This is a genomic window from Camelimonas sp. ID_303_24, from assembly GCF_053543495.1.
The window spans coordinates 18,043-39,137 of the sequence record NZ_JBLLJM010000020.1; the positions used below are offsets into that span (position 1 = coordinate 18,043).

At 68.0% G+C, this 21,095-nt stretch carries 16 protein-coding genes; 8 read left to right on the plus strand and 8 right to left on the minus strand.

All coding sequences use genetic code 11. The annotated features are described in order from the left end of the window. Positions 1 to 818 precede the first annotated feature (818 nt). Entirely contained in the window at positions 819 to 2,648 is a 1,830-nt protein-coding gene (locus ACERNI_RS15310) for an ABC transporter ATP-binding protein/permease (RefSeq protein WP_448834122.1), read from the plus strand. A gap of 218 nt (positions 2,649 to 2,866) precedes the next feature. Here the strand turns inward: ACERNI_RS15310 and ACERNI_RS15315 are convergent, their stop codons facing one another. The 5 genes from ACERNI_RS15315 to ACERNI_RS15335 form a co-directional block, all read right to left on the minus strand. Then, complete coding sequence (locus ACERNI_RS15315; protein ID WP_448834123.1) at positions 2,867 to 3,349, minus strand: META domain-containing protein; 483 nt, start codon at positions 3,347 to 3,349, stop codon at positions 2,867 to 2,869. 278 nt (positions 3,350 to 3,627) lie between these two features. Continuing rightward, positions 3,628 to 4,608: an ATP phosphoribosyltransferase gene (gene hisG, locus ACERNI_RS15320; protein ID WP_448834124.1), complete on the minus strand. Its 981-nt coding sequence runs from the start codon at positions 4,606 to 4,608 to the stop codon at positions 3,628 to 3,630. 13 nt (positions 4,609 to 4,621) lie between these two features. Then, positions 4,622 to 5,758 (minus strand): ATP phosphoribosyltransferase regulatory subunit, encoded by a 1,137-nt coding sequence (locus ACERNI_RS15325; RefSeq protein ID WP_448834125.1) that lies wholly within the window; start codon positions 5,756 to 5,758, stop codon positions 4,622 to 4,624. 304 nt (positions 5,759 to 6,062) lie between these two features. Then, positions 6,063 to 7,610, minus strand: coding sequence for a histidine--tRNA ligase (gene hisS, locus ACERNI_RS15330; RefSeq protein ID WP_448834167.1), 1,548 nt, complete (start codon positions 7,608 to 7,610; stop codon positions 6,063 to 6,065). A gap of 215 nt (positions 7,611 to 7,825) precedes the next feature. After that, positions 7,826 to 8,695, minus strand: coding sequence for a VOC family protein (locus tag ACERNI_RS15335; RefSeq protein WP_448834126.1), 870 nt, complete (start codon positions 8,693 to 8,695; stop codon positions 7,826 to 7,828). A gap of 134 nt (positions 8,696 to 8,829) precedes the next feature. Between ACERNI_RS15335 and ACERNI_RS15340 the strand changes: the two genes are divergently transcribed. Together ACERNI_RS15340 and ACERNI_RS15345 are read left to right on the plus strand one after the other, a co-directional pair. Continuing rightward, a complete protein-coding gene (locus tag ACERNI_RS15340) occupies positions 8,830 to 9,552 on the plus strand; it encodes an alpha/beta fold hydrolase (RefSeq protein WP_448834127.1) in 723 nt (240 codons plus the stop codon). Positions 9,553 to 9,989: 437 nt separating this feature from the next. Then, on the plus strand, positions 9,990 to 10,910 hold the full coding sequence (locus ACERNI_RS15345) for a 50S ribosomal protein L11 methyltransferase (protein ID WP_448834168.1): 921 nt from the start codon (positions 9,990 to 9,992) through the stop codon (positions 10,908 to 10,910). Between the two features lie 285 nt (positions 10,911 to 11,195). Here the strand turns inward: ACERNI_RS15345 and ACERNI_RS15350 are convergent, their stop codons facing one another. After that, complete coding sequence (locus ACERNI_RS15350; RefSeq protein ID WP_448834128.1) at positions 11,196 to 11,414, minus strand: hypothetical protein; 219 nt, start codon at positions 11,412 to 11,414, stop codon at positions 11,196 to 11,198. Between the two features lie 323 nt (positions 11,415 to 11,737). Between ACERNI_RS15350 and ACERNI_RS15355 the strand changes: the two genes are divergently transcribed. After that, positions 11,738 to 13,564: an aminopeptidase P family protein gene (locus ACERNI_RS15355; RefSeq protein ID WP_448834129.1), complete on the plus strand. Its 1,827-nt coding sequence runs from the start codon at positions 11,738 to 11,740 to the stop codon at positions 13,562 to 13,564. Between the two features lie 106 nt (positions 13,565 to 13,670). On the opposite strand, the gene ACERNI_RS15360 is transcribed toward ACERNI_RS15355, so the two are convergent. Further along, complete coding sequence (locus ACERNI_RS15360) at positions 13,671 to 14,099, minus strand: hypothetical protein (protein ID WP_448834130.1); 429 nt, start codon at positions 14,097 to 14,099, stop codon at positions 13,671 to 13,673. On the opposite strand from ACERNI_RS15360, the gene ACERNI_RS15365 reads away from it, so the two are divergent. After that, a complete protein-coding gene (locus ACERNI_RS15365) occupies positions 14,089 to 14,406 on the plus strand; it encodes a hypothetical protein (protein WP_448834131.1) in 318 nt (105 codons plus the stop codon). The two genes, ACERNI_RS15360 and ACERNI_RS15365, sit on opposite strands and share 11 nt — an antisense overlap. A 103-nt stretch (positions 14,407 to 14,509) precedes the next feature. Here ACERNI_RS15365 and ACERNI_RS15370 read toward each other — a convergent pair whose 3' ends face one another. Continuing rightward, a complete protein-coding gene (locus ACERNI_RS15370; RefSeq protein ID WP_448834132.1) occupies positions 14,510 to 16,978 on the minus strand; it encodes an ATP-dependent helicase in 2,469 nt (822 codons plus the stop codon). Positions 16,979 to 17,498: 520 nt separating this feature from the next. On the opposite strand from ACERNI_RS15370, the gene ACERNI_RS15375 reads away from it, so the two are divergent. The 3 genes from ACERNI_RS15375 (at position 17,499) to ACERNI_RS15385 (ending at position 21,002) form a co-directional block, all read left to right on the plus strand. Then, the gene (locus ACERNI_RS15375; RefSeq protein WP_448834133.1) at positions 17,499 to 17,912 is read left to right on the plus strand and encodes a hypothetical protein; all 414 of its coding nucleotides are present in this window, start codon (positions 17,499 to 17,501) and stop codon (positions 17,910 to 17,912) included. Positions 17,913 to 18,481: 569 nt separating this feature from the next. Beyond that, the gene (locus tag ACERNI_RS15380) at positions 18,482 to 19,474 is read left to right on the plus strand and encodes an NADPH:quinone oxidoreductase family protein (RefSeq protein ID WP_448834134.1); all 993 of its coding nucleotides are present in this window, start codon (positions 18,482 to 18,484) and stop codon (positions 19,472 to 19,474) included. Between the two features lie 82 nt (positions 19,475 to 19,556). Then, positions 19,557 to 21,002: an FAD-binding oxidoreductase gene (locus tag ACERNI_RS15385; protein WP_448834135.1), complete on the plus strand. Its 1,446-nt coding sequence runs from the start codon at positions 19,557 to 19,559 to the stop codon at positions 21,000 to 21,002. Positions 21,003 to 21,095 lie beyond the last annotated feature (93 nt).

The window sequence follows — 21,095 nt, forward strand, 5'->3', positions numbered from 1 at the left end:
ATCGATCAGCCGATTCCGGCTGATCGGAAAGCGCTCTAATCGCGGCGTCAACCAGGCGCGGGAATGTTTTGGCAAAAGCTGTTTCCCTTTTCGGGATGATGTTCTAGGACTGGACGCATGGAGCGTTCCGGCCAACGCTGGCGCGCCTGTTTGTTTGTTGTCGCAATTCCGCTTCGCACGGCGTCGCCGCCGGGGCCGGCGTTGCGCGGGAGCCTGGAGCGTTCTGGCGTCACGTGGCGCCGCAACGCGCCGTCTTGTTGTTTTGATGCATTTCCTCGCGGAGCGCCTGCTTCGTCCGGAAATGCTCCAGGGGGTGAAGCCATGAGCAATAATGATGAAGTCGACAGCCCGATCGCGGGCGTGTTCTGGTCGCTGGCTCTCGCCATCGTCGCCTGCGTCGCCATTTTCTGGCACAACTTCGGTTGAAGCCGGGCCGGGCCTGGCCCGGCGCTGACATGATTTTAGCCGCGCGCTCCCTTCCGGAGCGCGCGGCTTTTTTTATTGAACATCCGCCGCCGTGGACGCCGCTGGCGCACCATGACCAAAATTTAACGGACGATTGACCGCGACATCGCATAGGTTGCGTTGAGATTCCCTTCGCGGGGTTTCGGGCGGACATGCCGCGCGCTCCGGTCGCCGGGGGGAATGGCTGTTTCCGCCTGTCTCATGGAGACGGCGCGCGTGACCCGCGCTGACCGGGCTTTCCGATGATTTCCGCGTCCCGTCTGCTCCGGCCGGCGGGCGTCCTGCAGCATGCGACCTGGGCGGCGACCCGCCGCGGGTCCGCATGCGCCCACCCATGCGATCCGGCGGAACCCATGCACGGACTGAAACAGGCCCTTGCCGATATCTGGCGTCTGACGCTGCCCTATTTCACCTCGCGCGAGCTGACGACGGCGCGCATCTGGCCCCTGCCGGCCTTTGCCGTGCAGCAGCGCGTTCTGGCGTTCATCTTCGCCGCCGTCATCATCGCCATCGAATTTGCGCTGGTGGCGATCAACGTGCGCCTGTCCTATTTCTCGCGCGACTGGTTCAACGCCATCCAGAACAAGGACGCAGCCAGTTTCTGGAGCCTGCTGTTCACCGTGTTCCTGTTCTGGGCCGTGATCTACATCGTCGCCGCCATTTACCAGTATGCGCTGAAATCCTACATGCGCATTCGCTGGCGCACCTGGCTCACCGAGCGTTACATCGGCCAGTGGCTGGACCATAACGCCCATTATCACATGCAGTTGCTCGGCCATGGCGCCGACAACCCCGACCAGCGCATCCAGCAGGACATTGATTCCTTCATCCTGCGCACCATGACGCTGTTCCTCGGCCTGCTGTCGTCGGTGACGACCCTGGCCTCCTTCGCGGTGGTGCTGTGGCAGCTCTCGGCCGCCTTCACCTTCCCCGGGACGAATGTCCAGGTGCCGGGCTTCCTGCTGTGGGGGGCGCTGATCTTCGCGGTGCTGGCCACCTGGATCACCCACAAGGTTGGCAAGCCGCTGATCCGCCTGAACTTCGAGCAGGAGAAGTATGAGGCTGACTTCCGCTTCTCGCTGGCGCGTCTGCGCGAGTACGGCGAGCAGGTGGCGCTGATTGGCGGCGCGCCGGCGGAGAAGCAGCACCTGGCCGGCCGCTTCGGCTCGGTTATTGGCAACTTCCTCGCCATCGTCAGCCGCACCAAGAAGCTGACGGCGGTGACAGCAGCCTATGGCCAGATCGCCAACGTCATCCCTTACGTGCTGGTGGCGCCGTATTACTTCGCCGGCAAGATCACCCTCGGCGGCATGCAGCAGACCGCCAGCGCCTTTGGCCGGGTCAGCGATTCCCTGTCGTTCTTCATCAGCGCCTACGGGACCATCGCCGACTACAAGGCCGTCGTCGACCGTCTCACTACTTTCACCAGTTCGGTTGAGGCCGCGCGCGTCCTGGATGGTCATGGCGAAGGCCAGAGCCATGATGATGTCACCCGCATCGCCCGCGCCGAAGGGGCCGACGCGTCCCTGCACATCGCCGGTCTGGCCCTGAACCTGCCGGATGGAACCCAGATCGTGCGGGTGCAGGAACTGACCTTCCGGCCAGGCGAGACGGTGTTGCTCACGGGGCCTTCGGGCTCTGGCAAGTCCACCCTGTTCCGCGCCATAGCCGGCATCTGGCCGTTCGGTCATGGGGCCATCGCGCTGCCGCAGGACGAGAAGGGCGCGCCGGCCAGCCTGCTGCTGCTGCCGCAGCGGCCGTATCTGCCGATCGGGCCATTGCGCGAGGCGGTGTCCTATCCCTCCGCCGCTGACACATGGAGCGACGTGGAGCTGCGGCGGGCGCTGGAGGCCGCGCAACTCGGGCATCTGGTCAATCGCCTAGATGCGGACGGGCACTGGTCCCAGTCGCTGTCGCTGGGCGAACAGCAGCGCCTCGCCATCGCCCGGGCCTTGCTGGCGCGGCCGGACTGGCTGTTTCTTGATGAAGCGACCTCGGCCATGGATGAAGGGCTGGAAGCATCGGTCTACGCGCTGCTGGCCCGGGAGCTGCCGCGGACGACCCTGGTGTCGATTGGCCACCGCTCGACCCTGCACGCCCTGCACGGCCGCATCATTGACATGGTCAGCACAGGCAACCGCCTGTTCGAGCCGCGCGACCACGCTGCCAGAGGCAAAAGATGACCCGTTAGCGCAGATCCGTTAGCGCAGACCCGACTGCGCGGCTTCAGCTGCGCGGTTCCTGCGGGCCCTTTCCGCAGCGCCTTTTCGACTGAGGCGGGCGCCGCCAGCTTCAGGCAACAAAAAACCCCGCTGCGGCGCAGCGGGGTTTTTTTATGGCCAGGACGCGGGGGGGCGACCCACACCAGGGCCAGCCTCCAAAAAGCTAGCCAACGGCTGGCTCAGAACGTGCGGTCGAAGCGCAGTTCCCCAGCGGGACCCTTCATCACCAGCTGGCCGTTGATGATGTCCCACTTCTGGGCGTAGCGCAGGGCGGAGAGATAGGCGGTCTCGGCGCTCTGGGCGCCCTTGTCGCAGGCGCGGCGCGTCAGCGCCAGCGGGCCAACGGCGATGCCCATGTCGCGCAGCGGGAAGGCCACGGCGGAGAAATTGTTGCAGCCGCCAAAGCCACGGGCGCGGAACTGCGAGTCAAGCACGAAGGAGGGGCGCTCGGCGCCGCCATAGCGCTTGCCGTTCAGGCTGACGGCGATCCAGTTCTTTCCGAGTGGAAAGTTCTTTTCGATCTTCTTCGGCTGCGGCGCAGCCTGCTGTTGCGGCTGGCCCTGGCGGGCGTCTGCGGACGTCACGTTGAGAGCGCTCGCCGCAGCAAGCGCGGTGACAGCCGTCAGTGCAAGGCGAACAGTTTTCACGTGCATCCACTCCATCAACATATCCGCGGGCCCGGCGCACGGTCGCCCCGATCCGGTCAGCAACCGCAACGGCGTCGTCCCGCAGGAAGTTGTCGCCGTTCGCGGCTTTTTGCCAGCAACAGGGGCGTCTTTGCAAGCACTGACAGGACAGGGCCGCCCATGGACCGTTCCGGAAACTGCCCCGCTGGAGCTGGTTCCGGTCAATATTGGCCGGAAGTCGCGCCAGGTTTTCCTGCCTTGCGCGAAGCCTGACCGGCCATGCGCTCCATCTGGCTGCAAAGCGCTCCCGGATGTCAGCCCAGCCGGCGGAACAGCCGCTCGGCCAGCGCATTCTCCCGCCGGAAGGCATATTCCAGCTTGCGCACGCCCACATGGTCGGCCCCGGCGGCGGAAAGCGCGTCGACCAGCGCGAACACCTGCCCGGTGGGGCACACCAGCGTGGCGGGCGCCCCTGCGGCCGGCGCGCCAAACGGCAGGCGGGCGCTGAAGCGGTTCGCCAGATTCTCCAGCGCTTCCCGGTCCAGCGCCGGAACCAGCGCGGTGATCTCGCGCGTCGTGCGCGCCACTTCCTCGGCGGCGATCCGCGTCAGGATGGTGCGCACGGCGCCGCGCGCCGTGGGTCCCCAGTCGGCGCGCATGGAGGCGACCAGATTGGCCCAGGAGCGCAGCATGACGCCGTCATCGAGAATTTTCAGCGCATTGGCCGCCAGCGTCGCGCCGGTGGTGGTGATGTCGACGACAATCTCGGCCGATCCCGAGGCCGGCGCCCCTTCGGTCGCGCCCAGGCTTTCGACGATGCGATAATCGGCGAGGCCGTGGGCGGCGAAGAACCCCCGCGTCAGATTGATGTATTTGGTGGCGACGCGCATGCGCTCGCCGTGGCGGGCGCGCATGTCGGAGGCGACGTCGTCGAGGTCCGCCATGGTGCGCACGTCGATCCACGCCTGGGGCACGGCCACCACCACATTGGCGTTGCCGAAGCCAAGCGGCGTCAGCATCTCCACGGCGGCGTCGGCGTCCAGCACCTGCTCGCGCACCAGATCCTCGCCGGTGATGCCCAGATGCGCCGCGCCGCTGGCAAGCTGGGTGACGATCTCCGAGGCGGAGAGGAACAGCACCTCGACGCCGGGCAGCCCCCGGATGGCGCCGCGATAGTCGCGGGCGCCGCCTGGCCGGTGCAGCTCAAGGCCGGCGCGGGCGAAGAACGCCGCGGCGTTTTCCTGAAGGCGCCCCTTGGAGGGGACGGCGATGACAAGCGGGGTATCGGTTGACATGGTGTTCCCCGGATCAGGCGATGACGGCGAGGCTGTCGAAACGGTCGAGCCAGACGGCGCAGCCGACGGCGGGCAGGGGCGCGCTGGCCCCAAGCCGCTCGGCCAGGCCGTCATAACGCCCGCCCGCCGCCACTGGCCGGCGGTCGGCGCGGACCGGATCGTCGATCTCGAAAATGAAGCCTGAGTAATAGTCGAGATTGCGGGCGAACCTGGCGGAAAAGCCGATGCGCTCCACATCCACGTCGCGGGCGGCGAAGAAGCCCAGCCGCTCCTCGAACAGGTCGATGGCCGCGCTGAGGTCAAGGCCGGCGTCGCTGGCCAGCTTGCGCAGGGCAACCACCGCGTCGTCCGGGTTGCCGGCGATGGCGAGGTAGTTCTCCAGGATCTCCCGCTTCTCGCCCCCCAGCGCGGCGGCGCGGCGCTCGGCCCGGGCCAGAAAACGGCGGGCGATATCGCTGGCGCTGCGCCCGCCCACCGTGGTGATGCCGGCGATGGTCAGCACGTCCTCAACGAAGGCGCGGGCGGCGCGCGGGTCCTGGCCCTCCAGGGCGCCGAGCAGGCCGGCGTAATCGCCATCCGCATTGGCTTCGCCGGTGATGGCGGTCAGGGGCTGGCCGGCGGCGACGCCGCGCAGCAGGCGGCGGCGGGTTGGCGCATCGACGCCGAGCGCATCCACCACGGCGGTGAGCAGCCCCATGTCGCCGAGGCGCACGGCGGCGTTGCGCAAGCCGAGCGACGTGGTCGCCTCAACGGCGAGGCCAAGAATCTCCGCGTCGGCGGCGCTGCGGTCGCTGCGGCCGAACGATTCCACCCCGGCCTGGGGGAATTCGCCGGTCTCGCCGGCGCGCAGGCGGAAGACGGGGCCAAGATAGCTCACGGCGGCGTGCGGCTGCGCGCCCCGGGCCTGCGCCTCCAGAAACTGGCGGGTTACCGGAATGGTGTACTCCGGCCGCAGGCACAGTTCGGCGCCGTCACCGCTGGCGGTGACGAACAGGCGGCGGCGGATGTCCTCGCCGGACAGGTCAAGAAACACGCTGGCTGGCTGCAGCACAGGCGGCTCGACCCGGTGGTAGCCCTCACGCCCGAACAGCGCCAGGAGGCTGGCGCAGGCCTGTTGCGTGGCTGGTTCGTCGGTCAGCAGGGGCGACATCTGATCTACCTGTAGGAGGGCCGGGTGGGTGAGCGTTCCGGCGGTTGGGCCGGGATGGTGAGGCCGGGTTGCAAGGCCAGGCGGCAAGGTTGGCAAAGGATGGACGGAAGGGCGGAAACCGCCCCGGCAGGCCATCCGGGCGGTTGCATATCAGAAAACCGCGTTTCCCGCGACTGGCGCGGGAGCCGCGACCATGGAGATGCCTCCAGATCCGTGGATGGCCGGGTCAGGCCCGGCCATGACGGGGGCGTGGGGCGGGGCCGGCTATCGCCCGCTGGTCAACCACAGTCCCAACCTGATGCAATCAGCGGTAGCGGTCCAGCACCCGGTTCACCGCCGCGACCAGATCGGCCTCCGGCGCGGCGAACTGGGCTTCCGCCTGCTTCGCCAGATAGGTTTCGCGATCCTTGATCTGGCGGATGCTGGCGCCGAGGCGCAGGTCCTTGATGGTGACCTCGCCCTTTTCCTTTTCGTTGCTGCCCTGGATGACCACGCAGACGCTGCCGCGCTTGTCGGCATATTTGACCTGCGCCTGCATGCCGGCCTGGCCCATGTACAGCTCGGCGCGGATGCCGGCTGCGCGCAACTGCCCGACCATGGCCTGGTAGTCGCCAAGGCGGTCCCGGTCCAGCACCAGCACCACCACCGGCCCCAGCGGCGGCTCCACCGCCACCACAGGGCTTTTCACCGCCAGCAGGGCGGCCATCAGCCGCGACACGCCGATGGAGAAGCCGGTGGCCGGCACATCCTCGCCCCGGAAACGGCCGACCAGGCCATCATAACGGCCGCCGCCGCCCACCGATCCGAACCGGACCGGCCGGCCCTTGTCGTCTTTTACCTCGAAGGTCAGCTCCGCCTCGAACACCGGGCCGGTGTAATATTCCAGTCCGCGCACGACGGAGGGGTCGATGATGACCCGGCCGTCGTCATAGCCGGCGGCGCTGAGCAGACCGGCAATTTCGGCCAGCTCCGCGCAACCCTCGCGGCCTGTCGCCGTTTCGGCAAAGGCCCGCGCCATATTGGCGACGGTGGCGGCGTTGCTGTCTTCACGGGCCGCGAGAACCGCCAGCACCCTGTCCGCCGCTTCCGGCGTCAGCTCGGCGCCCCTGGTGAAGTCGCCGGAGGGGTCCATGCGGCCCTTGCCGAGCAGGTCGCGCACGCCCTCGACGCCGACCTTGTCCAGCTTGTCCATGGCCCGCAGCACCGTGAGGCGACGGCCGGCATTGTCATCGCCGCCGATGCCGATGGCCTCCATGACGCCGTCGAGCACCTTGCGGTTGTTGATCTTGATAACGTATTTGCCCGCAAGCCCGAGGGCGTCCAGCGTGTCCGCCGCCATCATGCAGACTTCGGCGTCGGCGGCGACCGAGGCGGCGCCAACGATGTCTGCGTCGAACTGCATGAACTGGCGGAAGCGGCCGGGCCCCGGCTTCTCGTTGCGGAACACCCAGCCGGCGCGATAGCTCTTGTAGGGCTTCGGCAGGCTGTCGAAATTCTCGGCAACGAAGCGGGCCAGCGGCGCCGTCAGATCATAGCGCAGCGACAGCCACTGCTCGTCATCGTCCTGGAACGAGAACACGCCCTCATTCGGCCGGTCCTGGTCGGGCAGGAACTTGCCGAGCGCGTCGGTGTATTCGATGAACGGCGTCTCGACCGCGTCAAACCCGTAGAACTCATAGGTCTTGCGGATTGTTTCGAGCATGCGGGCGCTGGCCGCCAGCTCGGCGGGACCGCGATCGACAAAGCCGCGCGCCAGCCGGGCCTTGGGGCGCTGCAGGGCCTTGTCCTGTGACTGCTCTTGCGACGCGGCGGCCGCGCCGGCGTCAGTGCGGGTCTGATCGTTCTGTGACATGGCGTTCGCATAGCGCGCGGCGGGGCGGGCGGCAATATGAAACACCGGCGCCATGTCGCCGAAAGCCGATTCCACGCGTCATGTCAGCCAGCCGCAACAGCGATCATGGCTTCGTGGCCGGGCCTGTACCGGCCATCCACGCCTTGCCTGCCGGCCGCCAGAGCGTCGGCCGCCGGCAATCACGCTCCCCAAAAGGCGTCAAAGCCGCTCCAGCCTTAATCGATCGCCGGAACCCGCGCCGGATCGCCGGACCAGGTCCAGGCCATGCCGGGGCGGGAGACGCCGAGCATCATGCCGCCAAGCGCATCCGGGTGCAGCCAGAGCTGGTCGGCCATGCGATCAGCCGGTCGCGCCGCAGGCCGGTCCACGGTCATGCCGGCGCCCGCGGCGCGAGCCCGCGCCTCGATCTCGCCGATCCGCGCTGACTCGGCGAAGCCCATGTACATCACCGGGCCAAGCTTCTGCAGTTGCCGGGCCATGGTCGTGCCGGGCTTCGACGGGTTGATCACCTCGAAGCGGTGCAACTGGCGCGGCTGGAACAGGGTCAGCGCGCCCTCATAGCCGAAGGTCTGCGAGGCGATTGGGCATTCAATGGCGCGGTCGATGCCGAACAGCGTCGCCAGCCGGGCGATCGCCTGCTCCGGCTCCGGGTCGAGCAGGGTGGCTTCGTAAAAGAAATCGGGCAGCCCGACTGCCGGGCGCTCCGCATGCGGCGAAACCACCACCCGCAGCCCGCGCACGCCCATCGTGGCCGGGTCCGGGTGCAACTGGCCGTGTTCCTCGGCCACGGCCACGCCCTGGTCGGCGAGGCGGCGCTTCAGGCCGGCCACGTCTGTCGTTGAAAATCCCGCCGCGAACATGTGCGCCCGCCCGCGCGTCGCCAGCGCGTCGGCGACCGGCCCGGCGCCGTCCGCCTCCAGCAGCTCGACGTAACCCTGGGCCAGGCGCAGCCGGGTGCGCCTGGCGCCCAGCGCGGCAATGCGATCGGCGCCATCCGGCTCCGCGCCCAGCAGGCTGATCCAGTTGCGCGCTGTTTCCGCAGCATCTGGCGTCGCGAGAACCATGCGGTCGATCTGGTTCAGCATGGGCGTTTTCTCCAGTCTGTTTCTGTTGGTTGACAGCAGATTGGCCCGCGCCGGTTTTCAGGGCAAGGTTGCGACGGTTCGCCCGTCAATGCCTCGGGCCAATGGTTCAGACAAATATAATGGGAGGAACATTCATGGTTGCCAGGACGCATGGCCCGCTGACGCATGAGCCGCTGGTGCTGGTTCCCGGGCTCGGCTGCTCGGCCCTGCTGTATGGGCCGCAGGTTCCGGCGCTGTGGCCGCTGGCGGCGGTGCAGATTGCCAACCACACGCGCGGCGCGACCATGGATGAGATCGCCGGCGCCATCCTTGCCGATGCGCCGCCGCGCTTCGCCCTGGCCGGCCTGTCCATGGGCGGCTATCTCGCCTTCGCCATCATGCGGCTGGCCCCGGAGCGGGTGAGCCGCCTGGCGTTGCTCGACACCGCCGCCACGGCGGACACGCCGGACGTGACGGAGCGGCGCCTTGCCGCCATCGCCATGGCGGAAGCCGGCGATCTGGACGGCGTCGTCAATGCCAGCTGGCCGCTGGCCGTGCATGCCGGCCGCGTTGGCGACGCGGACCTGAAGGCGGTCTACAAGGCCATGTACGCCGAGGTGAGCCTGCCAGCCTACGCCCGCCAGCAGCGCGCCATCATGGGCCGCCCTGATTCACGGCCCGGCCTCGCCGCCATCCGCTGCCCGACCCTGGTGCTGGTCGGCGACGGCGACCGGCTGACGCCGCCAGAGCGGGCCCAGGAGATCCACGCCGGGATCGCCGGCTCACGCCTGGTCGTGGTTCCCGAATGTGGCCACATCTCCACCCTGGAGCGACCCGGGGCGGTGAACGCGGCGTTGCGGGACTGGCTGGCGGGCTGAAGGCTTGCCGGATGCGGGCGGGGGCTGCGGGCCGCCCGCTGCCCCCGCCTCACGGCCGTGGCCTCCGCCTCCGCCTCTCTCGTCATGCCTCCGCCGTCCCCCAGCCGCCGTCATGGCCGGGCTTGTCCCGGCCATCCACGCAGGGGGCTTCGTGAGTCCATCGTCGTGAAGGCGTGGATGCCCGCAACAAGCGCCGGCATGACGATGGAGGTGGGGGGCGGTCGAGGCGGGCGTGATGACGGGGACATGACTGGCAGTGGCCTGGCGCGGCGGGCGATGGGCGATAGAATGAATTTCGCTTTAGCTTCAGGAGGCGCGCCATGGCGGAGGAGATCTGGATCGCCGGGGCGCCTCCCATCCGCAAGCCAGGGCGGGCGCTGTTCTGGCGCAGCGTTTTCGCCTCGCCGCGAACGCTGGCCTGTGCTAACGGCGTCCTCATGATCGAAGGACTGCAACCCCACAAGGCCACGCGGATCATGCGCCTCGTCACCGACGAAGGCAGCGCCCGCATGACCACCGAAATTCTCGGCGAGATCTTCGATCCCGTCGAAACCGCCGTGTCCGCCTTCGAGACGGATCAGGGCTGGCTGCTCGAAGCCTATTTCGCCCATCCGCCGGATGAGGCGATGATCCGCGACATCATCCGTCCCGTGGTCGGCGACATCGCCGATGATGCGGTGTTCGACGACATTCGTGAGCAGGACTGGGTGAAAGCTTCGCTGGACGGGCTGAAGCCGGTGCGCGCCGGGCGCATCCTGGTCTACGGCAGCCATGATCGCGCCGTGGTGAAGGCCAATGACGTGGCGCTTGAGATTGAGGCGGCGCTGGCCTTCGGCACGGGCCACCACGGCACCACCTCGGGCTGTCTTGACGCGCTGGTGCGCCTCGCCAACCGTCGCCGTCCCCAGTCCATCCTCGATGTGGGCACCGGCACCGGCATTCTGGCCATCGCCGCGGCGAAATGGCTGCGCGTTCCGGTGATCGCTGGCGATCTCGACCCCACGGCCATCGCGGTGGCGGCGGACAATGCCAAAGCCAATGGCGTCGCCAGCCTGCTGACCTATTACATCGCGCCAGGCGTGGAGAACGCCCACGCGCGTGGGCGCAGGTTCGAGCTGGTGTTCGCCAATATCCTGGCGCGGCCGCTGCGGCTGATGGCCGTGTCCCTGAGCCGCTCGGTCGCGCCGGGGGGCAATCTGGTGTTGTCCGGCCTGCTGGCGCGGGACGTGCCGGGCGTGCTCGCGGCCTATCGCGCCCAGGGCTTCGCGCTGGCGGAGCGACGCGATCGCGAGGGCTGGGCGGCGCTGGTGCTGCGCCGCGGCGGCGCGGCCCCCCGGCCAGCAAGGAAAAACGGATAACAGGACGGATAAAAGACCAGGGGCCGGTGATGCGTCCCTGGTTTCCGGGCCGGACCTGTATCACCGCGCATGGCGCGGCGGGCAAACCCGATCCGGCGCCCTCAAAAACAAGAAAAGCCGGCCATTGTGGCCGGCTTTTTCTTTGTCAGACAGTCCCTAAGAACAGGCGCCCGGTCGGGAAGTCTGTTCTGGGGGCGTCGCCGCGAGCGTATGAAACGTTCGCGGCTTTTTGCGATTGGCTGACGCCGCGCTGCGATTATTGAAAACCGCTATGGCGGGGCGGGATCAGCGGGTGGCGTAAACCAGACCCGTCTCGGAGTCCTGGACGCCGCCGACTTCCTTCAGCTGCTCCGGGCCAAGCTGGGCTGCGGTGTGCAGCACATCACCGGAAACGCCGTAGCGGAAGCCAGTGAAGAGCGAGCGAAGAGCCGCGCCAAAACCGGCGTGCTTTCCAGAGCGGGCGTTGTGGTTAGCCGAAACGTTAGCGAAAGTAGCAGTTGCCATTGGTCTATCTCCAAATCTGAAAGACAGCCCCAGCGTTCCTCTTGTTCTTGTGTGAACCCTATTTAGGCCAGACAGCGCGCCGCCAGTAGATGTCGCAGCGCATGGCGGCCATCACCCAAATGCATGACAGTTGGTTGCGGAAGGGACGGGTATGAATTCTTTAATCATTCAAATAATCGTCACATACACTACTTTCCGCAAATGGTACGCAAGCGTACGCGAACCTGCCTTATCCGTCTGGCGTCGCCGCGCCCCCGCGCCTTGCGCCGCCGGCATGAATGCGGCCATATCGGAGCAGGCGGGGGCGGTTGCGGGAGAACCTCATGTTCAGGGCGGTGTTCCAGAGTTTTGACGACGCGGCGGACGGCGCCGCCGGGCCTGGCCGCCTCGCCGCCCTGCGCGCCGAACTGCGCCGCCATGGCTTCAATGGCTTCATCGTTCCGCGCGCTGATGAGCACCAGGGCGAGTATGTGCCGGCGAACGCCGAGCGGCTGGCGTGGCTCACCGGCTTCACCGGCTCGGCCGGCCTGGCGGTCGTGCTGGAGGATCGCGCCGCCGTATTCGTGGACGGGCGCTATGTGCTTCAGGCGCCGCAGCAGGTCGACGAAACCGCATTCACCGTGGTTCCGCTGGCTGAAACAACGCCCGAAGCGTGGCTGCGGGCGCATCTGCCCGCCGGAGCGCGGCTCGGCTATGATCCCTGGCTGCATACTGCGGGCTCCGTCAGCCGCTTCGCCAAAGCGGCTGACGCTGCGGGCGGCCGGCTGGAGCCTGTTGGCCACAATCCGCTCGACGCGGTGTGGAGCGACCGGCCGCAGCCGCCGGCGGGCCGCATCCGCGTGCAGCCGGAGGCGCTGGCGGGTGAAAGCGCCGCGACGCGGCTGGCGCGGCTGCGCGACAGCCTCGGCAACGAAAAGCTGGACGCGCTGCTGATCAGCGATCCCCACAATATGGCCTGGCTGTTCAATATTCGCGGCGCCGATGTGCCGCACACGCCGCTGGCGTTGGGTTACGCGCTGGTTCCGCGCGACGGGCGGCCGGCGCTGTTTCTGGACGGCCGCAAGCTGACGGCGGAGGCGGGCGCGGCGCTTGCCGGGGTGGCGGATGTGGTCCCGCCCGCCGTGCTGGAGGAGCGTCTGCGGCAGGCGGCGGCAGGCGGCCGCATCCGCATTGATGCAGCGACCGGCGCCGCCGCATTGTCGACCATTGTGACGGGGGCGGGCGGCGCCGCCGATGTGGGCGAGGACCCGCTGACATTGATGAAGGCGCGCAAGAACCCGGTGGAGATCGCCGGCTCGCGCGCCGCCCATCTGCGCGACGGCGCCGCCGTCACCCGGTTTCTGCGCTGGTTCGACGGCGCGGCGCCGGCCGGCGGCGTCACCGAGATCGACGCGGTCAGCGCCCTCGAAACCTTCCGGCGCGACACCAATGTGCTGGAAGACGTGTCGTTCCCGACCATATCCGGCGCCGGGCCGAATGGCGCCATCGTCCACTACCGGGTCACCACGGCGACCAACGCGCCGGTGGGGACGGGGATGTTCCTGATCGATTCAGGCGCGCAGTACGCGGACGGCACCACGGATATCACCCGCACCATCGCCGTGGGCGAACCGGACGCCGAAATGCGCGACCGCTTCACCCGCGTGCTTCAGGGCCATATCGCGGTGGCGACGGCGGTGTTTCCCAGGGGAACCTGGGGCGCGCAGATCGACAGCTTCGCCCGCCGCCCGCTGTGGGAGGCCGGCCTCGATTTTGATCACGGCACGGGGCATGGCGTCGGCAGTTTCCTGTCCGTGCACGAGGGGCCGCAGCGCATCTCCCGGCTCGGCAATGTGGCGCTTGAGCCGGGCATGATCCTCTCGAACGAGCCGGGCTACTACAAGGCCGGCGCCTGGGGCATCCGCATCGAAAACCTGCTGGTGGTGGAGGAGCGGGACATCCCGGGCGCGGAAAAACCCATGCTCGGTTTTGAGACCCTGACCCTGGCGCCGATTGACCTGCGTCTCGTCGAACCGTCGCTGCTATCGGACGCGGAGCTTGCCTGGCTGAACGCCTACCATGCGCGCGTGCGCGAGGCGTTGACCCCATCCCTGGCCAGTGACGACGAGCGGGCCTGGCTGGCCGGGGCGACGCAGGCCATCGTGGCCTGACGCGGGAAGCCGGCGCAAAAAAATCGCCGCGAACCGGATGTTCGCGGCGACCCTGATTACGCAAGCCTGGGGCACATGACTCAGGCTGACAGATGACCCAGGCGGCTCAGGCGCCCGAACCGGCCGGGGTGGACGGCGCCGGAGTTGCTCCGCCGCTCTCCGGGCGCTGCAGCACCGGGCCACGGCTCAGGTGCGTGCTCTTCTCGGCGTTGCGCGGCACCAGGCTGGTCACGTCGCCACGGATGCTCTCCAGCAGGTCCAGGGCGTTGCGGCCATCGGGGAAGGTCAGTTCGCGCAGGGCCTGGGCCAGCACATCAATCTTGGTCGACAGTTCAAGGCCGCTGCGCGCGGACACGCGCGACATGGACTGCTCAACGCTTTTCAGCTCCTGCAGCAGCTCACGGCGCAGCTCGCGCTGGTCCTCGGCGTCGATCAACGGCGAGCCCAGCATGCCGCGCAACGCGGCCCAACGCAGGCCGAGTGCCGGAAGGGTGCTGGCGTCGCCTGAGTCGGAAGCCTGGGGGATGTTCGCCATCTGGGATCTCCTTGGTAACGGCGTTGAGCGGTGGCGCCCGGTTGTGGCGATTATGAGGCCCGGCGCGCGTCAGGGCGCGGGGCCTCAGGAAAACAGTAAACACAAGGTTTACATCATCCTGCCGTGGATCGGCCTTCGGGCGCAATCCCGTATTGGACGCTATGCCCGGCAAGTTTCGCGCGATGGTGAACGACAAGCCGCCGGCAGCCAGGAAAAAGGCCCGCCGGCAGCCAGGAAAAAGGCCCGGCGGCGGGCGGGCGAACGGGCCACTGGCGGGCAGGTGAACAGGCCACTGGCAGGCAGGTGAAAGGTCGGGCGGCGGGTTGGGGAATCGGGTCGCGTCTGGGGGCGGCAGAAGCGTCTTTCCGGGCGCCCGGCGGCCCCGGGGAGAAGCCGCCGCGGCCTGTTTGTCAGGTCGCCTCGACGAAGCTGTCGAGCACGGTCTTGCGGCCGGCCTTGTCGAAATCCACTGTCAGCTTGTTGCCATCGACCAGCGCCACTGAGCCGGGGCCGAACTTCTGGTGAAAGATCCGGTCGCCGACGCTGAAGGCCGAGGCGCCGGTGGAGCGCGCCACCAGTTCGCCCTCGATCACCGGCCCGCCCTTGCTTCGTGTGCGGGAGCCGCCGCGTCCGGCTGCGAATTGCGAACCGCCGGCGCCATGGCCGCCCTGGCCAAACCCGCCCTGGCCAAACCCGCGCGCCTGGGCCCGTTGCCAGCCTGGCGTTGCGTAACTGGAGGGGGCGGTTTCCGCGGCGCCGGCATAGCCGCCGGCGGCGCGGTCGAACCGGCTCTGGCCATAGCCATTGTTCTGGCCGTAGCCGCCGTAACCATAGGATGCGGGGGCGTCCAGAACCTCCACCGCGCTTTCCGGCAGCTCATCGATAAAGCGCGAGGGAATGGTGGCGTTCCACAGGCCGTGGATGCGCCGGTTGCTGGCGAAATAGATGCGGGCGCGCTTGCGGGCGCGGGTGATGCCGACGTGGGCGAGGCGGCGCTCCTCCTCCAGCCCGGCGCGGCCGCTCTCGTCGAGGGCGCGCTGGTTGGGGAACAGCCCTTCCTCCCAGCCAGGCAGGAACACCGTGTCGAATTCCAGCCCCTTGGCGGCGTGCAGGGTCATCAGCGAGACGCGCTCGCCGGTGTCGCCGTCCGCCGCCTCCATCACCAGCGAGACGTGCTCCAGGAAGCTCTGCAGGTCGGGGAACTCCTCCAGCGAGCGCACCAGCTCCTTGAGGTTGTCGAGGCGGCCGCTGGCTTCGGCGGAGCGGTCGCGCCGCCACATCTCGGTGTAGCCGGATTCGTCCAGCACCAGCTCCGCCAGCTCGCCCTGGCGCATGCGCGCGGCGGCGGCGCTCCAGCGGCCGAAATCCGCCAGCAGATCGCGGATGGTCTTGCGCGGTTTTGGCTTGAGTTCTTCCGTCTCCACCAGATAGCGCGCCGCCTCCATCAGCGGAATGCGCGCCGCCCGGGCGTGGGCGTGCAGGATCTGCAGGGTGGCGTCGCCAAGGCCGCGCTTCGGCGTGTTGACGATGCGCTCGAAGGCCAGATCGTCGGCGGGCGAGACGACGCAGCGCAGATAGGCCATGGCGTCGCGGATTTCCAGCCGCTCATAGAAGCGCGGGCCGCCGATCACCCGGTAGGGCACGCCGAGTTGCACCAGGCGATCTTCCATCTCGCGCATCTGCGCCGAGATGCGCACGAGGATCGCCATGTCGCCAAGCGAATGGTTCCTGGCCTGCAGGGCCTCGATTTCCTCGCCGACGAGGCGGGCCTCTTCCTCCGAGTCCCAGGCGCCGGTGATGGCGACCTTCTCGCCGTCCTCGTCCTCCGTGTGCAGTCGTTTGCCGAGGCGGCCCTCGTTGCGGGCGATCAATTCGGAAGCGGCGGTGAGAATGTGGCCGGTCGAGCGGTAATTGCGCTCCAGCCGCACCACCTGGGCGCCGGGAAAATCGTGCTCGAAGCGCAGGATGTTGTCGACCTCGGCGCCGCGCCAGCCATAGATCGACTGGTCATCGTCGCCGACGCAGCACAGGTTGCGGTGGGCCGGATCGCGCCCCTGGGCCAGCAGGCGCAGCCACAGGTACTGGGCGACGTTGGTGTCCTGATATTCGTCCACCAGCATGTAACGGAAGCGCTGCTGGTACATGGCCAGCACGTCCGGCTGCTCGCGGAACAGGCGGATGCTCTCCAGCAGCAGGTCGCCGAAATCGGCGGCGTTCAGGGTTTTCAGCCGCTCCTGATACATGGCGTAGAGCTTGCCGCCGCGCCCGTTGGCGAAGGCGGCGCCTTCGCCGGCCGGAACCTGCGCCGGCGACAGCGCCCGGTTTTTCCAGCCGTCGATCAGATTGGCCAGCTGGCGCGCCGGCCAGCGTTTTTCGTCGACGCCTTCGGCCTGCAGCACCTGCTTCATCAGCCGGATCTGGTCGTCGGTGTCCAGAATGGTGAAGGTCGGCTTCAGGCCGACCAGTTCGGCGTGGCGGCGCAACAGGCGGGTGCTGATGGCGTGGAACGTGCCGAGCCAGGGCATGCCCTCGGCGGCCGGGCCAACCAGATGGCTGATGCGCTCCTTCATCTCGCGCGCCGCCTTGTTGGTGAAGGTGACGGCGAGGATCTGCGACGGCAGGGCGAGACCGCTGGCGAGAATGTGACCGATGCGGGTGGTCAGCACCCGGGTCTTGCCGGTGCCGGCGCCCGCCAGCACCAGCAGCGGGCCTTCGGTGGTTTCGACGGCGAGGCGCTGCTCCGGATTGAGCCCGTCCAGATAAGACGGCGGCATGTGCGCCGCCATGGCGCCCTGACGGGCGCGGGCGGCGATGCCGCCGGCTTTCGGCGCATAAGCGGGCGCGGCCATATTGCCGGAATGATCGTCAGAACCTTGCATTGACCTGTTCAGTTTTTACTTTCCGGGGAAGCCGGCCCGGCTGCCGCTTGCCGGCTCCACATTGAACGGATTGGCTGCCCCCCGGTCCCACCGGCGCCGGTTTCGCCGGGACCAGCGCTGGGCAGGATCCTTGCTGGGCAGGATCCGCGTTAGCCAGGAGTCGAGCGGGCCGAGAGCCGAGCGGGCCGAGAGCCGGGCGGGCCGAGAGCCGGGCGGGCCGAGAGCCGGGCGGGCCATGAGCCGGGCGGGCCATGACCAGCGCTGGCCAGGCCGCGCACGAAAACGCGCCATCCCGCCAAATGTCCGCCAGCTCACGGAATATCCCGATTCGACGGTGCGCCGTAGCGTCAGCACATTGGACCATAAGGGGAACGAAAGTCGAGCATTCGTTTCCATCAGAAAGGCCTTCCAAAAGCCATATGGGCTTCTATATTAGTGAATGGAAGGTTTCAGAAGCCTTCTGGCGCGCTTGCCATTCAGTCTCTCCGGGTAGCGCGTCGACCCGTATCAAGGAGCCGCCATGCGCCATCATCCTGACACGCGTCAAGCATGGGCTGTCGCGCGCGAACGCGCGGTGCGCGGCAATGGTCGGCGTGGAAAGGCCACGGCCCGGGCGAAAGCCATCACTGCCCAGGAAGTTGCGCGCATGCGCCGCCGGGTGGCGCTGGGCGCCGCCGCCGCCGCCCTGGCGGCCGCCGCCGCCCTGTGGGCTGCCTCCGGCGTTCCGTTGCACGCCCAGGGCTATGATCCGGTGACGGGGGTTCGCGGCCAGTCAGTTGAGCAGTCGAACCGCTCGATGCAGCAACGCCTGGAAAACCAGCAGTACCAGCAGCAGAACCAGTTGCGGCAGATGCAGCAACAGCAGCAGATCCAGCAACTGCAAAACCAGAACCAGCCCGGCATGTTGCGCCCCTGCGCGACGGGTCTTTGCTGAGGGCCTGAAACGGGCGGGGCATTGGGTGATCCGGGTGGCCAAAGGCGCGGGCGAGCGACCGTTGCGGGTTCTTCAGCATGGCCCTTATTCGCGTCTCCCGCCCCCGTCACGGCGTAGCGCCGGCGGCTCCACCCTTTCTTGAACCCGCGCTTTACCCACACACGCCGCCAACAAAACCACGTCATGCCCGGACTTGATCCGGGCGTTTCCCGTTGCAGGCGCGCCGTTTGCGCGGATCGCCGGGTCAGGCCCGGCCATGACGGCCGGGCTTTGGGTGTGGGACGTGGGGCGCGGGCATGGAGCGGTGGGGCAGGAAGCGTGGGTGGGAATGAATGGTCGCCCCGGATGAAGGCGAGGCCTCCTGTGCACCCTCACGCCCCTTTCCCGGCGCCCCCTTTCCCCTGGTCCCCTGATGCCCCCCTTGCTCCCTCGCGCGGCCCTGGGCTCCTGGCGCCCCTTGCGCAACCTGCAGCTTCGGTTCAAAGCCTCTGACAAACGTGCCTGGTGCTTTCGTGCGCGGCGTGGTTCGCTGTCGTCGCAAAAGCCCAGGCGGGAGCAAACGCGCGAGGATGACGATGAAGGCTGTGCAGTGTCTCGAGTATGGCGATCCGAAAAACCTGGTGGTGAGGGATCTGCCTGAGCCGGCTCCCGGTCCGCGCGACGCCATCATTGCCGTTGAGGCGGTGGGTCTTGGGTTCGTCGACGGCCTCAATGTGCGCGGCGCCTATCAGGTCAAGCGCCCGCTGCCGTTCATACCCGGCAGCGAGCTTGCCGGCACGGTTGTCGCCGTTGGCGCCGAAGCCCCGCAGGATCTCGTCGGCAAGCGGGTGATGGCCCTGGCCGAGCGCGGCGCCCTGTGTGAGAAGGCGGTGGTGTTCGCGGCCCAATGCACGCCGTTGCCGGAAAAATTCAGCTCCGTCGCCGCAGCCGCCGCGCTGGTGAATTATTCCACCGCCATCTATGGCTTTGAGACCTGCGGACGCTTGCAGCCTGGCGAGACCGTGCTGGTGCTTGGCGCCTCCGGCGGCGTCGGCATGGCCGCCATCGACGTGGCCAAAGGCATGGGCGCGACCGTGATCGCCGCCGCATCGTCCGACGAGCGCCTCGCCGCCTGTGTGAAAGCTGGCGCCGATCTCACCGTGAATTACAGCGCGCCGGAGTGGCGCAAGACGCTGGAAGGCCTGCTCGACGGGCGCAAGCTCTCGGTGATTTATGATCCTGTCGGCGGCCAGTGGTCTGAGACGGCGTTCCGGTGCCTGGCCCCTGGCGGTCGCCATCTGGTGGTCGGCTTCGCGGGCGGCGAGATTCCGAAAATTCCGCTCAATCTGCCTTTGCTGAAGCGCGCCAGCATTGTCGGCGTCGACTGGGGTGGTCATGTGCGGGCCGAGGCCGGCGCCGCCGCCGTCATTTTCCAGCGCATGATCGAGCTGGTGAACGCGGGCAGCATCAACCCGCAGCCCACCGCCACCTTCGCGCTTGAGGAAACGCCCGCTTTGCTGACGCGCATGCTGAACCGCGAGAATATCGGCAAGCCTGTGGTGGCGATCGGTCAGGCCGGTTAAACTGGCCCCAGACAGCGCCGGTTGTGGCGTTTTTGCCGCGCTGGCCGGTTGGGCCACCTATGAGGCGGAGGGGAAGGCAGACATGGCAGCGACGATCCAGCCAGCACTTGTCGGGGACACGGCCGCGGCGCCTGGCCGCGCCGCCAGCCTTGCCAGTTGCCTTGCCGCCCTGCAGGCGAGGTTTGGCGAGCGTTTCACCGTCAATGAGACGATCCGCGAGCAGCACGCCAACACCCTCACCTGGCAGGGCAACCAGCCGCCGGACGCCGTGGTTTTTCCGGAGACGACGGAAGAGGTGGTGGAGATCGTCCGCCTGTGCGCCGCCCACCAGACGCCGATGATTCCCTATGGAACCGGCACCTCGCTGGAGGGGCACGTCAACGCGCCCTTTGGCGGCGTCTGCATCGACACCGGCCGCATGAAGGCGGTGATCGCGGTGCACGCGGAGGACCTCGACGTGGTTGTCGAGCCTGGCGTCACCCGCAAGGAGCTCAACGAATACCTGCGCGACGCCGGCCTGTTCTTCCCGATTGATCCTGGCGCGGACGCCTCCATCGGCGGCATGGCGGCGACGCGCTGCTCCGGCACCAACGCCGTGCGCTATGGAACCATGCGCGAGAACGTGCTGGCGCTTGAGGTGGTGTTGCCGGACGGCCGGGTCATTCACACCGGCACACGCGCGAAGAAGAGCGCCGCCGGCTACGATCTTACCCATCTGTTCGTTGGGTCTGAAGGCACCCTCGGCGTCATCACCAAAATCACCTTGCGGCTGCATGGCATTCCAGAGGCGATCTCCGCCGGTTGCTGCCCGTTCCCCAGCGTTCACGCCGCCTGCGACGCCACCATCCAGACCATCCAGTCCGGCATCCCGGTGGCGCGCATCGAATTGCTCGACGTTGCCTCGGTGCGCTCGGTCAACGGCTATTCGAAGATTGGCCTGCCCGAGACGCCGATGCTGCTGGTGGAATTCCATGGCACTGATGCTTCGGTGCAGGAGCAGGCGGCCCGTTTTGGCGAAATCGCTGAGGGGCTCGGCGGCGGGCCGTTCGAATGGGCCACGCGGGCGGAGGACCGCACGCGCCTGTGGCAGGCCCGGCACGACGCTTATTGGGCCGGCCGCGCCGCCAATCCAGGCATGCTCACCTTCGCCACCGACGTGTGCGTGCCGATTTCCCATCTGGCCGATTGCGTGGAGGAAACCACGCGCGATCTGGACAGCATCGGCATCGCCGGCGGCACCGTTGGCCATGTGGGCGACGGCAATTTTCATACCCAGCCCTTCTTTGACGTGAACGACGCCGCCCAGCGCGCCGCCATTGAGGGATTTCTGGAGCGGCTGGCGGCGCGGGCCCTGGCCTATGGCGGCACCTGCACCGGCGAGCACGGCATCGGCCAGGGCAAGATGAAATTCATGGCAGCCGAGCACGGTGAGGACGCCCTGGGGGTGATGCGGGCCATCAAGCAGGCCATTGACCCGGGGAACCTGATGAACCCCGGCAAGATCCTGCCGTCCCGGGCCGGCGCCTGAGCAAGGCGGCCCTGGGCGCCTGGGCTGCGCCGGCTTGTGGGCGGCGCGGCAAACCAGCCTTGCCAGCCCGACGTTTTGCATGATGGGGAGCAG

What these genes read in the sequence shown, in the direction of transcription:
- ACERNI_RS15335 (WP_448834126.1), bottom strand. Translation starts at nt 8,695, where the DNA reads ATGCTGAACCAGATCGACCGCATGGTTCTCGCGACGCCAGATGCTGCG.
- ACERNI_RS15365 (WP_448834131.1), top strand. Translation starts at nt 14,089, where the DNA reads ATGTTCGCCATCTGGGATCTCCTTGGTAACGGCGTTGAGCGGTGGCGC.
- ACERNI_RS15315 (WP_448834123.1), bottom strand. Translation starts at nt 3,349, where the DNA reads ATGGAGTGGATGCACGTGAAAACTGTTCGCCTTGCACTGACGGCTGTC.
- hisG (WP_448834124.1), bottom strand. Translation starts at nt 4,608, where the DNA reads ATGTCAACCGATACCCCGCTTGTCATCGCCGTCCCCTCCAAGGGGCGC.
- ACERNI_RS15325 (WP_448834125.1), bottom strand. Translation starts at nt 5,758, where the DNA reads ATGTCGCCCCTGCTGACCGACGAACCAGCCACGCAACAGGCCTGCGCC.
- ACERNI_RS15345 (WP_448834168.1), top strand. Translation starts at nt 9,990, where the DNA reads ATGATCGAAGGACTGCAACCCCACAAGGCCACGCGGATCATGCGCCTC.
- ACERNI_RS15340 (WP_448834127.1), top strand. Translation starts at nt 8,830, where the DNA reads ATGGTTGCCAGGACGCATGGCCCGCTGACGCATGAGCCGCTGGTGCTG.
- ACERNI_RS15360 (WP_448834130.1), bottom strand. Translation starts at nt 14,099, where the DNA reads ATGGCGAACATCCCCCAGGCTTCCGACTCAGGCGACGCCAGCACCCTT.
- hisS (WP_448834167.1), bottom strand. Translation starts at nt 7,610, where the DNA reads ATGTCACAGAACGATCAGACCCGCACTGACGCCGGCGCGGCCGCCGCG.
- ACERNI_RS15375 (WP_448834133.1), top strand. Translation starts at nt 17,499, where the DNA reads ATGCGCCATCATCCTGACACGCGTCAAGCATGGGCTGTCGCGCGCGAA.
- ACERNI_RS15355 (WP_448834129.1), top strand. Translation starts at nt 11,738, where the DNA reads ATGTTCAGGGCGGTGTTCCAGAGTTTTGACGACGCGGCGGACGGCGCC.
- ACERNI_RS15370 (WP_448834132.1), bottom strand. Translation starts at nt 16,978, where the DNA reads ATGCAAGGTTCTGACGATCATTCCGGCAATATGGCCGCGCCCGCTTAT.
- ACERNI_RS15310 (WP_448834122.1), top strand. Translation starts at nt 819, where the DNA reads ATGCACGGACTGAAACAGGCCCTTGCCGATATCTGGCGTCTGACGCTG.
- ACERNI_RS15350 (WP_448834128.1), bottom strand. Translation starts at nt 11,414, where the DNA reads ATGGCAACTGCTACTTTCGCTAACGTTTCGGCTAACCACAACGCCCGC.
- ACERNI_RS15380 (WP_448834134.1), top strand. Translation starts at nt 18,482, where the DNA reads ATGACGATGAAGGCTGTGCAGTGTCTCGAGTATGGCGATCCGAAAAAC.
- ACERNI_RS15385 (WP_448834135.1), top strand. Translation starts at nt 19,557, where the DNA reads ATGGCAGCGACGATCCAGCCAGCACTTGTCGGGGACACGGCCGCGGCG.